This window comes from Pseudophaeobacter flagellatus, from assembly GCF_021228235.1.
GTDB lineage: Bacteria > Pseudomonadota > Alphaproteobacteria > Rhodobacterales > Rhodobacteraceae > Pseudophaeobacter > Pseudophaeobacter flagellatus.
Map to the genome: position 1 here is coordinate 24,132 of NZ_JAJQRG010000007.1, position 12,196 is coordinate 36,327.

The 12,196-nt window shown below is 58.6% G+C and carries 12 protein-coding genes; 2 read left to right on the plus strand and 10 right to left on the minus strand.

Going from position 1 to position 12,196, the window contains the following annotated elements:
- Positions 1-114 precede the first annotated feature (114 nt).
- Both scpA and LRK71_RS13675 read right to left on the minus strand, forming a co-directional pair.
- A complete protein-coding gene (gene scpA / locus LRK71_RS13670; protein ID WP_232404386.1) occupies positions 115-2,259 on the minus strand; it encodes a methylmalonyl-CoA mutase in 2,145 nt (714 codons plus the stop codon).
- The gene (locus LRK71_RS13675) at positions 2,207-3,157 is read right to left on the minus strand and encodes a hypothetical protein (RefSeq protein ID WP_232404387.1); all 951 of its coding nucleotides are present in this window, start codon (positions 3,155-3,157) and stop codon (positions 2,207-2,209) included. The genes scpA and LRK71_RS13675 overlap by 53 nt, the downstream gene beginning before the upstream one ends.
- A gap of 180 nt (positions 3,158-3,337) precedes the next feature.
- Between LRK71_RS13675 and LRK71_RS13680 the strand changes: the two genes are divergently transcribed.
- Complete coding sequence (locus LRK71_RS13680) at positions 3,338-3,784, plus strand: DUF4174 domain-containing protein (RefSeq protein ID WP_232404388.1); 447 nt, start codon at positions 3,338-3,340, stop codon at positions 3,782-3,784.
- Positions 3,785-3,788: 4 nt separating this feature from the next.
- On the opposite strand, the gene LRK71_RS13685 is transcribed toward LRK71_RS13680, so the two are convergent.
- The 8 genes from LRK71_RS13685 to LRK71_RS13720 form a co-directional block, all read right to left on the minus strand.
- Positions 3,789-4,289 (minus strand): hypothetical protein, encoded by a 501-nt coding sequence (locus LRK71_RS13685; protein WP_232404389.1) that lies wholly within the window; start codon positions 4,287-4,289, stop codon positions 3,789-3,791.
- A 276-nt stretch (positions 4,290-4,565) separates the two neighbouring features.
- The gene (locus LRK71_RS13690; RefSeq protein ID WP_232404390.1) at positions 4,566-6,617 is read right to left on the minus strand and encodes an acetyl-CoA carboxylase biotin carboxylase subunit; all 2,052 of its coding nucleotides are present in this window, start codon (positions 6,615-6,617) and stop codon (positions 4,566-4,568) included.
- Positions 6,618-6,757: 140 nt separating this feature from the next.
- Positions 6,758-6,961 carry a hypothetical protein gene (locus LRK71_RS13695; protein ID WP_232404391.1) on the minus strand — a complete coding sequence of 68 codons (204 nt, stop codon included), beginning with the start codon at positions 6,959-6,961 and terminating at the stop codon, positions 6,758-6,760.
- Between the two features lie 277 nt (positions 6,962-7,238).
- Positions 7,239-7,595, minus strand: a complete 357-nt coding sequence (locus LRK71_RS13700; protein ID WP_232404392.1) for a hypothetical protein — start codon at positions 7,593-7,595, stop codon at positions 7,239-7,241.
- A 69-nt stretch (positions 7,596-7,664) separates the two neighbouring features.
- Positions 7,665-7,805 carry a hypothetical protein gene (locus LRK71_RS13705; RefSeq protein WP_232404393.1) on the minus strand — a complete coding sequence of 47 codons (141 nt, stop codon included), beginning with the start codon at positions 7,803-7,805 and terminating at the stop codon, positions 7,665-7,667.
- A gap of 214 nt (positions 7,806-8,019) precedes the next feature.
- Positions 8,020-8,451 carry a DUF6497 family protein gene (locus LRK71_RS13710; protein WP_232404394.1) on the minus strand — a complete coding sequence of 144 codons (432 nt, stop codon included), beginning with the start codon at positions 8,449-8,451 and terminating at the stop codon, positions 8,020-8,022.
- Positions 8,452-8,597: 146 nt separating this feature from the next.
- The gene (locus LRK71_RS13715; protein ID WP_232404395.1) at positions 8,598-9,020 is read right to left on the minus strand and encodes a hypothetical protein; all 423 of its coding nucleotides are present in this window, start codon (positions 9,018-9,020) and stop codon (positions 8,598-8,600) included.
- Between the two features lie 11 nt (positions 9,021-9,031).
- Positions 9,032-10,564, minus strand: coding sequence for an acyl-CoA carboxylase subunit beta (locus LRK71_RS13720; RefSeq protein WP_232404396.1), 1,533 nt, complete (start codon positions 10,562-10,564; stop codon positions 9,032-9,034).
- A gap of 240 nt (positions 10,565-10,804) precedes the next feature.
- Between LRK71_RS13720 and LRK71_RS13725 the strand changes: the two genes are divergently transcribed.
- Positions 10,805-12,121 (plus strand): M10 family metallopeptidase, encoded by a 1,317-nt coding sequence (locus LRK71_RS13725; protein WP_232404397.1) that lies wholly within the window; start codon positions 10,805-10,807, stop codon positions 12,119-12,121.
- The last annotated feature ends 75 nt before the right edge of the window (positions 12,122-12,196 follow it).

Consider the following 12,196-nt stretch of genomic DNA (forward strand, 5'->3'; position numbering starts at 1 on the left):
CATTGCAACGTCAGGCTGGCTCGCATCTGAAATAACCGGCCAAAAAAGGGGGCGCAGGAAACCCTGCGCCCCTTGTCTATGAGACTTCGCTTTACTATGGCAGCGCTGCACCGCTTAGCTGCGCGCTTCGCGGATCAGTCGCAGAACATCCTGCGCCGCCTCGGGGATATTGGTGCCCGGGCCAAAGATTGCTTTGACGCCATTGTCATAGAGATACTGATAATCCTGCTGTGGGATCACCCCGCCACAGATCACCAGAATATCCTCGGCCCCCTGGGCTTTCAGCTCTTGCACCAGTTGCGGTGCCAGGGTCTTGTGCCCCGCCGCCTGGCTAGAGATGCCGATCACATGCACATCGTTGTCGACAGCATCCTGGGCGGCTTCGGCCGGTGTTTGGAACAGCGGGCCAACATCCACATCAAAACCAATATCGGCAAAGGCGGTGGCAATCACCTTGGCGCCCCGGTCGTGCCCGTCCTGGCCCATCTTCACCACCAGAATACGCGGCCGACGCCCCTCCTCCTCGGCAAAGTCTTCGATGGATTTCTGAATGGCGGCAAAGCCCGCATCGCCTTCATAGGCAGCACCGTAAACCCCAGCCAGGGTCTTCACCTCGGCGCGGTGGCGACCAAATTCCTTTTCCATAGCCATGCTGATTTCTCCTACAGAGGCCCGCATTCGTGCTGCTTCGACGGCTGCTTCCAGCAAGTTCCCGCCTTCTTTAGCCCGTGTTGTCAGCTCATCCAGTGCAGCCTGGCAGGCGGTTTCGTCCCGCTCGGCCCGCATTTTTGTCAGACGGGCGATCTGGCTTTCGCGCACGGCAACATTATCCACATCCAGGATGTCGATCGGGTCTTCTTTATCCTTACGGTATTTGTTGACGCCGACGATCACCTCTTCGCCGCGGTCGATCATTGCCTGACGCCGCGCGGCACTTTCCTCGATGCGCAGCTTGGGCATGCCAGAGGCAACCGCCTTGGTCATCCCGCCCATTTCCTCGACCTCTGACATCAAGGCCCAGGCCTTGTCGATCAGCTCGTTTGTCAGGCTTTCGACGTAGTAGGATCCGGCCAATGGGTCGACCACATTTGTGACACCGGTTTCTTCCTGTAGCACCAGCTGGGTGTTACGGGCGATGCGGGCGGAAAATTCAGTCGGCAGCGCGATAGCTTCATCCAGGGCGTTTGTATGCAGCGACTGAGTGCCACCCAAAACCGCCGACATCGCCTCATAGGCGGTGCGGATCACGTTGTTATAGGGGTCCTGTTCCTGCAGCGACACGCCCGAGGTCTGGCAATGGGTCCGCAGCATCTTTGAACGGTCAGACTGAGCGTTGAATTCTGTCATCACCCGATGCCACAGGGTCCGTGCCGCACGCAGCTTGGCAATTTCCATGAAGAAATTGGTCCCGATGGCAAAGAAGAAGCTGAGGCGACCGGCAAACGTATCGACATCCATCCCCGCCTCGGTGGCGGCGCGGACATATTCGCGACCATCCGCCAGGGTATAGGCCAGTTCCTGCACCAGGTTCGCGCCCGCTTCCTGCATGTGGTAGCCGGAAATAGAGATCGAGTTGAATTTCGGCATCTCGTTCGAGGTATATTCGATGATATCCGAGATGATCTTCATCGAAGGTTCCGGCGGATAGACATAGGTGTTGCGCACCATGAATTCCTTCAGAATATCGTTCTGAATGGTGCCCGCCAGCAAAGCCCGGTCATGGCCCTGCTCTTCACCCGCCACGATAAAGCTGGCCAGGATCGGGATCACCGCGCCATTCATCGTCATCGAAACGGATACCTTGTCGAGCGGAATGCCGTCAAACAGGATCTTCATGTCCTCAACGCTATCAATTGCCACGCCAGCCTTGCCGACATCACCGACAACCCGTTCGTGATCGCTGTCATAGCCACGGTGGGTAGCCAGATCAAAGGCCACGGAAACGCCCTGCTGACCCGCAGCCAGGTTCCGGCGGTAAAAGGCGTTGGATTCTTCGGCGGTGGAAAAGCCGGCATATTGCCGGATGGTCCAGGGGCGGCCGGCATACATGGTGGCCTTGACGCCACGGGTAAAGGGGCCAAACCCCGGCAGCGTGCCCATATGCGGCAACGCATCAGTGTCTTCTGCAGTATAGAGCGGCTTGACGTCGATCCCTTCGAGCGTCTTCCAGGTTAGGTCATCGAGCGGGCGGCCACGGAGCTCTTTTTCAGCCAGAGCCCGCCAATCGTCGGTTGTGCTTGTCTTGGGCTTGCTTGTCATGGGGTCTTCCTCTTGTCACATCACTGTGGGGCAGGTTCAGTCCCGCCGCCGGTTGTTCTGGGTCCTGGACCAGCTGGGCAAGACCTTCAGCCCCACCCGCCAGCCACATCAGATCGTCTGCATAATTCTCGCGCAGCATGGCGCATTGGATCTCGTCAAAGGGGCGCCAGCGCCCCTCGCCCTGAGGCAGGGCACAGGCGGCGCTGTCCATAAGATGCGCCCGCATCTCCTCTAACCGCATAGAGCTGTTGAGCCGCACCCGCGCATGGCTGCGCGGTGCCTCTTTGCCGCTCAGAACAGACAGCTGAACTTCAGGGCGGCCGCCAAAGGTTTCAAACGGCAGGACCTTAATGGCGACACCCGGCATCGCACAGGCAATATCGCTGATCACATCGCGCCAGGTGCGGCGACTGGTGGCAAGATTTTGCACTTGCCGTGCAGAGGGCACCCTGTGGCCGCGCACTACCGCATAGGTCAGGGCCGAGGTCCAGTAGGATTCCAGACTGCGGATATTCAGCGCAACCGTATTCAGCTGCCCGTCAAAGGCCTCGGCGTAGCGCGCCATGCGTTCGCCAACACCACTATATAGCCCGCCCAGACGCAGGTTGGTGCGGGTGCTGCCAATCAGGTTTTCATCGCTGATCACCAGAGTTTCGACCCCGCGGGCGCGGCTTTGGTTCAAATTCATCCGGATCCGCCCGCGCGCCCGTTTGGCATGGGCGTCACCGCGCCCCACTGCTGGGGTGGGCAGCACCCCATTCAACAGCCCGTTGCGTGTCCTTCGCGGCCCCCAAAACCCAATTCCCTGCATGGCAAGATCTGCCGCATTCTGGCGCAGATACTCCTGAAAGGAAGTAGTGGCACAGCGGTGTGCCCCGAGGTGAAGACAGACTTGCATCGCATTTCCTGTGTGTTGGACAGGGGGCCTTTTGTGCCCCCCGGTTAGGGAAAGGTGCGTCATCATTAGCCCCTGCCCCTCTCAAAGCGATTAACAACTGTGCGGTTATTTCTGTCCTGCGACCAATTCCCCATCGCAATTACGCGCCAGCCGCATATATTGAACCCAACAGGAGAGATTATGAAACCATTCCTAGCCCTTGTTTTATCAAGTTTTCTCACCCCCGTGCTGGGCGGTTCTGCACTGGCCGACACGGCGGAACAACCGGCCTTGATCCAATCCGGCGAAGGGATTGATCTGGCCAGTTTCCAGTGGCACAAACGCCCGGTAGTGGTCTTTGCCGATAGCCCTGAGGATCCGCGCTTCAAGGAGCAGATGACATATCTGGAGAGCGAGCCGCAGGTGCTGCTGGACCGCGATGTCGTGGTCTTGACCGATACCGACCCAAGCGCGGCTTCGTCTCTGCGCAAAGCGCTGCGCCCGCGCGGATTCATGCTGGTGTTGGTGGGTAAGGATGGCGGCGTCAAGCTGCGCAAGCCGCTCCCCTGGACGGTGCGCGAGTTGTCCCGCAGCATCGACAAGTTTCCAGATCGTCTGCGCGAGGTAGAAGACCGGCGCGAGAACTGACGCGCTAGCCGTTGCTGCGCACGTAGATTACCGCCTTGGCCTGGGCATCTACAATCATGATGCCATGGCCGTCGGGGATGAAGGCCATGCGCGAGGTGGGATTCATTATCGCCTGATGGTAGATTGATTTGACCAGCTCGCTCATACAGTTGACCCCGGCCAGACCCGAATTCAACACACTGATCCCCTGCGGTAAATCCCGCGACATGATGGCTTCGACCAGCGCGTTGGGGGATTTGTTGCCGACCTTGAAGACCAGCGGCTGCCCCTGCTCCAGCATTTTGAGCCCGGTATCCACCGATCGCGCCGCCGTCAAAAGCGATGAAATGCGGGGGGATTCGGTGTGGAAGACCGCCGCGGTGCAGGTGCTGCTGGATTGAAAGAAATAGGTCTCGCCCAACGTGACCCATTGGGACAGCTGCAAACGCAGATCTTCTTCCTTGTCCAAGGCACAGCCTGAGATAACAAAAACCGTTAAAATCAGAGCCACTGCAGAACGAAGCATACGTCACCTTGCGAATAATCGATAGGCGTGGTGTCGCATGAAAAGCTAAAGATTTGGTGCATGGATCTTGTGCGGCAGCATTTTTCTCCCTGGCGCCCTGCCCCATGACCCGTCGGTTGACGGCTCGACCGGATGACTGATTAGTCAGCCGATTTTGCCGGGCAGCAGAGATCGGCATTGGGGCAGGCAAAACGCGCAGGCGCTGCCTGGGCAACTGCGACAGTGAGAAACCAAAGCCCCCTGCCCCCGCTGTCGCGCCTATGCCTGCCCCAAAAGTCACCCCGCAAATTCCATGATCACATCGTCAACCGCCAAGCTATCGCCCGCGCTTGCGTTGATCTTGGCAATCACGCCTTTCTTTTCGGCGCGCAGGATATTTTCCATCTTCATCGCCTCAACCGTGCACAATGCCTGGCCCTCATGCACCTCATCACCAACCTCGACCTCGACCTTGACGATCAATCCCGGCATTGGGCACAGCAGCAGTTTAGAGGTATCAGGCACGATTTTATCTGGCATCAGCTCGGCCAGTTCGGCCTGCCGGGGCGTGCGCACATGTACGATAAGGTCGGCCCCGCGTGACCGGATGCGAAAGCCCCCAGAGACCTTGCCGACCTTCAACACCAAAGGTGTGCCATTGACATCAATTGTCGCCAGCTGATCACCCGGCGTCCATCTGCTGGAAATGCGCATGGTGCCGCCATCTTCAAAGGTAACCGAAGCCCCCAGCTGGTCGGCCTCGATGCTAACGGGGAAGTGCTGCCCCTGCAGCGAAACCATCCAGTCCGCGCCAACCCGGCGTTCGTGGTTGTCCATACGGCCCGATACCCGCGCGCGGCGAATTTCGGCCACCCGGTGCATCGCCGCTGCCGAGGCTGCGATGCGGCGCAGGTCAGCCTCGGGCAGTTCAACCCCGTCAAAGCCTTCTGGGTATTGTTCTTCGATAAAGGCGGTGGTCATCGTGCCATCAATAAAGATCGGGTGATCCATCACCGCCGACAGGAACGGCAGGTTATGGCCGATGCCTTCTACCTCGAACCCGTCCAGCGCGTTGCGCATCGCCTCGATCGCCTGATCGCGGGTTGGTGCCCAGGTGCAGAGCTTGGCAATCATCGGGTCATAATACATCGAGATCTCGCCGCCTTCATAGACGCCGGTATCATTGCGCACCGCGATGCCATCGCCTGCCGGGGCATCGCCCTGCCATTTGCCACTGTCCAACAGGGGACCGGCGGCAAGCTCGGCGGGCGGGCGGTAACGGGTCAGGCGGCCAATCGAAGGCAAAAAGCCGCGATAGGGATCTTCGGCATAGAGCCGGTTTTCAATTGCCCAGCCGTTCAGCTGCACATCGTCCTGGGAAATACTCAGCGGTTCACCGTTGGCAACCCGGATCATCTGTTCAACCAGATCGACGCCAGTGATCAGCTCGGTCACGGGATGTTCCACCTGCAGGCGGGTGTTCATCTCCAAGAAGTAAAAGTTCTTGTCGCCATCGACGATAAATTCCACGGTGCCGGCAGAGGCATAGTCAACCGCCTGCGCCAGCGCGACCGCCTGTTCGCCCATCGCCTTGCGGGTGGCTTCATCCAGGAAGGGGCTTGGTGCTTCCTCCACAACTTTCTGCTGGCGGCGCTGGATCGAGCATTCGCGCTCGCCCAGGTAAATGCCATTGCCATGGGTATCGCAGAGCACCTGAATTTCGATATGGCGCGGCTGGGTGATAAATTTCTCGATGAAGATACGATCATCGCCAAAGGAGTTTGCCGCCTCGTTCTTGGAAGACTGAAAGCCCTCGCGGGCCTCTGCATCGTTCCAGGCAATCCGCATGCCCTTGCCGCCGCCGCCAGCTGAAGCCTTGAGCATCACAGGATAGCCGATCTCTTGCGAGATCTTCACCGCATCATCCGCGTCTTCAATCAGGCCCATGTGGCCTGGAACCGTGGAAACGTCGGCCTCCTTGGCGATCTTCTTCGAGGTGATCTTATCGCCCATTTTTTCAATGGCACCAACGGGGGGGCCGACAAAGGCAACGCCTTCGGCTGCCAGGGCCTCGGCAAATTTCGAATTCTCCGACAGGAAACCATAGCCGGGGTGTACCGCTTGGGCGCCCGTGGCGCGGATGGCCTCCATCACCTTGTCGATGACGATATAGGACTGGTTCGCCGGGGGGGGGCCGATATGCACCGCCTCATCGGCCATTTGCACATGCAGGGCCTGCTTGTCCGCGTCCGAATAAATCGCAACGGTTTTGATACCCATCTTGCGGGCTGTCTTGATAACACGGCAGGCGATTTCGCCTCGGTTCGCGATCAGGATCTTTTCAAACATTAGCAGTCCCTTGTTCTTTTATATGCCGGAATGCAAAACGCCGCGGCTGCGCCCATGGCGCGCCCGCGGCGTTTGCGTGGATGTCATGTGCCGCCCGAGAATGGGCTAGGCAGGTAAAAAGGCGGCGCGCAGATGCGGCCTTAACACTTACGGGGGTTTTCCTTGCAGTAGATGAGGTTGGCAGCCGCCCCAACGGCCGCGCCGGTGACCAGATTGCCATGCAGCAAAGCCGACCCGGCCGCCCCGGCGCCTGCGCCGAAAATGACCTGTTCGCCGGTCGTGTCGCCACAGGCAGACAGCGTCGCGGCCGCACCAAACCCAAGTGTAAAGATGATTGCTCGCATGATGATACTCCTTCTCTGCGGGAGAGTTGCTCTCGCAGCCAAAAAGCAGTTGCCGCGGTGTCAAGCAATGGCACCGCGCAAAGAGACGCGAAATGAGCAGGAGCGCGCCCATGGGTCACCCCTCTTCGGCGGGCTCCTGCCTGTCCTGTGGTGCCGCCCTGGACAATCAGGCGAGCAGAGCCGGAAAACAGCGGGGCACTGCCATGAACCTGCAGGTTGGCTGCGCGGGGATCCCCCCCTGCGCAGCACCGGCAGACATCATGGTTAGCCCCAGTTTTCACAGGATTTTCCCCTCAAACGCATCCGGGAATGACAGCTGCGCTGCCTCCATGTCGATCACCAAAAGCGCCTCGTATGAAGCGGGATCAAAGGGATCTTCAGCAGGGAGAACCTCGCGGCCAAACAGCCAGCTCAGCCGACCGGCATCCAGGTTGCCACGTTCAAAGGGTTGGTCGCCAAACTGCTGCAACAGCGCCTGCATAAACGCGGCGTCGGCGCGGCGGTCCATTGGCTTGCGATCCCGAAAGCGTTCGCGTCGCGTCAGTGCGGTTACCCCTTTGGGATTGGGACGACGCACGATAAATTGGAAATCTGTTCCTGGCAAACGGCCAGGGAACCCACGGTGCTTTAACATGATGGTGCCTCCAGTCCGGCACCCCGAGGGTCGGCTGGGGCCGGCCACAGGGCCGGACCCCTCTTGTCGTTACTTGTATTTGCCGGTGTATTCTGGCTCAACCGAGATGGGCTCGGGCTCAACCACAACAAATTCTTCCTGCTTGCTGCCGCAGGCGGCAACCATCGCCAGCAAACCCGCCAGCGTGATAAACTTGATGCTCTTGGACATTTCTGTCTCCTGATTTGTTTTGCGACGCCGTCAGCACTCGGGGTGCTGTCCGGCCCCAGCCTCAATAGGTGAAAGGTACTGCGACCAATCGCGCCAAGGATAGCCGGGATAACGGCCAATTCACATCGAAAAGCTGCCCCACCAAGGGCCTGTGACCACAAAGTCGCAAAAACCTGCCGAGCCCTGCAGCCTGCCGCAAGATATTGTAGGGACATCAGAATGCCTCCCAGATGCAGCGGTCTTTTTCCAGGCGATAGGCCTCAAAAAACTGGGTTGCTTCGGCGTCCTGAAAGCCAAACTCCACCGGACGGTCCGAAAAGGAGATCACCACCATGCTAGGCGACAGCGCGTGTTCGCGCAGGTAGTCCCGCGCGACAGAGCCGCAAAGATGCTCCATGTCGGCGGCGCTGCGTTCATAATCCATGCGCCTGCCCCCAGCCGCAGTTGCGTCATCTGTCGCATCCGACTGGCGCGAAATCTCTGGAGCGACAAAGCGAAACCGAGCCCAGAGCTCCCCCGGGCTATCATCCAACAGCACCTCTGACAGCAGAACCCGCTGACCAGACGGCACGGAAACCGGCACAAATGCCCCCGATAGATTGGCCTCATCCGCGTGAACGGGCAGGACAACCAGCGATAGGGTCACGGCACAGCCAAACAAAGCTGCCGTCGAAACAGGGGGAACCGAACCACCCAAACCGCAACCCCACCCCCCAATGGCTTGGGCTCCTCCGGGCGGGGCTGCTGGCGCTGCGCCACTGGCGCGCGCTATCTGGTATTGGTTGGGATGGATCATTGTCCAGTCTCGACCTCTTTGTCAAACCCTGTTGTAGATTTGTGCAACTTTTCCTCCAGCTGCACGGTTTTCAAGCGGGTTTTGCATAGCCGACCATGCCGCAGCCACCGGCTGCGCTTCGCCTCGTCGCCCAATACCGCCTTGATTTCAGAGGCCAAGTTGCCCGGCACCCGCCCCGCAACACGCCCGCCTGCCGTCACCAGCAGACCCTCGGCCCTGGTCTCGACCTGCACCACCGGGGAAAAGCCACGCACATTTTGCACCGCGCGCCACATGTCTTGGCGGATCTGTTGCGCCAACCGCAGCGGATCTGCCAATGGCAGCGCCACGCTGGCCGAAACATCAAAGCGCGCAGGCGTCTGACGACAGAGCGTCAAGACGCCCCCTTCTTGCAGGATATGCCAACCACTCCGGCGCATCACCATCCCCTTTACAATGGGATATTGTCGTGTTTTTTCCACGGGTTCTTCAACGACTTGCCCCGCAGAGAGGCAAAGGCGCGCGAGACCCGACGGCGGGTGGATTTGGGCTGAATCACCTCATCGATGAAACCGCGTTCAGCCGCCACAAAGGGATTGGCAAATCGGGTCTCATAATCGGCGGTATGGGCGGCGATCTTGTCCGCATCGCCCAGATCGCCCCGATGGATGATCTCGGTCGCACCCTTGGCGCCCATCACCGCAATTTCGGCTGTAGGCCAAGCATAGTTGAAATCACCACGCAGGTGTTTAGAGGCCATCACGTCATAGGCGCCGCCATAGGCCTTGCGGGTGATCACCGTGACCTTTGGTACCGTGGCCTCGCCATAGGCGAAGAGCAACTTGGCACCATGTTTGATCACCCCGCCATATTCCTGGGACGTACCAGGCAGAAAGCCAGGAACATCAACCAGCGTCAGGATCGGAATTTCAAAGCAATCGCAGAACCGCACGAAGCGCGCCGCCTTGCGCGAGCTGTCGATATCAAGGCAGCCTGCCAGCACCATCGGCTGGTTGGCCACAACGCCCACAGTCTGGCCTTCGAGGCGAATAAACCCGGTGATGATGTTCTTGGCAAAATCTTCCTGAATTTCGTAGAAATCACCTTCATCCGCGACCTTGGTGATCAGCTCTTTCATATCATAGGGCGAATTGGGGTTGGCCGGGATCAGCGTATCCAGGCTGTCCTCAATGCGACCTGGTTCATCAAAGAAGGGGCGCACCGGGGGCTTTTCACGGTTGTTCAGCGGCAGGAAGTCGACCAGACGGCGCACCTCGGCCAAGGCCTCTACATCGTTTTCAAAGGCCGCATCAGCGACGCTGGATTTCTTGGTATGAGTTGATGCACCGCCCAGCTCTTCGGCGGTAACCACCTCGTTGGTGACGGTCTTGACCACATCGGGGCCGGTCACAAACATGTAAGAGGTGTCTTTCACCATAAAGATGAAATCCGTCATCGCAGGCGAATAAACCGCGCCGCCGGCACAGGGCCCCATGATCACCGAGATCTGCGGCACCACGCCGCTGGCCATGATATTGCGCTGGAAGACCTCGGCATAGCCGGCCAGCGAAGCCACACCTTCCTGAATACGGGCACCGCCGGAATCATTGATGCCGATGATCGGTGCGCCATTCTGGATCGCCATATCCTGAATTTTGCAGATCTTCTGCGCATGGGTTTCCGACAGCGAGCCACCAAAGACGGTGAAATCCTGACTAAAGACATAGACCATACGGCCATTGATGGTGCCCCAGCCGGTGACCACACCATCCCCTGCAGGCTTTTGTTTCTCCATGCCAAAGTCCGTGCAGCGATGCGCGACGAACATGTCGAACTCTTCAAAGCTATCCTCATCCAACAGCAGCTCGATCCGCTCGCGCGCGGTCAGCTTGCCGCGCGCATGCTGGGCATCAATACGGCGCTGCCCACCCCCCAGACGTGCGTCATTGCGGCGGTCTTCCAGCTCGGACAGGATATCTTTCATTGCACGGGTCCCCATATAGATTTCGCCGCAGCCTAACGTCCAAGCCGTACAAGCCAAAGGTAAATTTGGCAAATTTGCAAATATTTTGCATACAGTTAGTGAATAGTTGAATATTCGCTAACAAACCAACTGTTTCCAAAATCGATCCAATGCAACATATTTTTGCCATACTGCGTTCACTCTTCGTTCAAGAGGCGCAGCGCAGTATCACGCCCGGTTCACATAAAATCGGGCATCAAAATGTTACGTTACAGCGAAATCATCACAGCCATGCAATACACGCGTTTCAATCTGAGTGATCCACTGAACACCAGCAGTGACGCGCCATATAAGATCAGCTATCAATATGCTGGCGGCAGCGCACCGGGGGATCTTCCGACCTCAATGGAATATAGCGGATGGCGCCGGATGAACTGGGCGGAGAAAGCCAACTTCCAAGCCGCGCTGACCCATATCGAGAGCTTTCTCAACGTCGAATTTGTGCAGGTTCAACGCACCGATGACCCCGACCTAAATGTTGCTGCCGTTTCCCTGCCCGGGGCGACAATCGGCAGCGGTGGCTACTCTATCCGTTATCAGGGCAGCAAGATCACCGATTGGGATGGCTTTGTCGCCTATGACGCAACACTGGATCTGTCCTCGGGGCACTATGTCGACCTGCTGCTGCACGAGCTGGGCCACGCCATGGGGCTGCGCCATACCTTCGAAGCCGATGACAAGTTGCCGCAGGAATATGATAGCAATCTCTACTCGGTCATGTCCTATCGCGCCAATCCACACAACGGGGAAGACAGCGACGCCATGATGCTGTTCGACATCCTGGCCCTTCAGGATATCTGGGGCGCGGCCAGCCATAACGAAGATAACACCCGTTACACTGGCTGCCGTACCACCACCGTCGACAGCATCTGGGATACTGGCGGCATTGATATTCTGGATGCAGATGGGCGCCAGCACGGGGTCACGCTCGACCTGCGCCAGGGGGCTTTTTCATCCTTTGATAGCAGCCATGATGTGGTCATCGCCTTTGGCAGCGTGATTGAACGGGCGATTGGTGCTAGGGGGGCTGACCGGCTTATCGGCAATGGGCTCGACAATGTTTTGCACGGCTACGGAGGCCACGATTATCTGGTTGGAAAGGCTGGCAACGACAGGATAACCGGCGGCTGGGGGCGGGATACCCTGCGGGGCGACGATGGTGATGACCGGCTGCTGGGCGGGCATGGCCGTGACCGCCTTTGGGGCGGCGCAGGCGATGATCGTTTGGTCGGCAACGGCGGTAAAGACCGGCTGGATGGTCAAGCTGGAGATGACCTGCTGACCGGCGGATATGGCGATGATATCTTTATCTTCAAATGGCGCGGGGGCCACGACACGGTCAGCGATTTTGTCGCCTTGGAGGACCGGCTGAAGATCACCGGCCATGGCAGCCACAGTGACATTCTGGATCAGGCCTACGACAGCGCCGAGGGGGTGGTTTTTGACTTTGATACAGACAGCAGCCTATTGCTCCGTGACGTCACATTGGCCAGCCTCGGCGAAGACTTTCTCATTTGAGACGATCCAGGAATAGACAATCTCTACGGGCTGATCTAAGCCAGTTTCATGCAAAACCCGCTCCCCTCTGCGCAT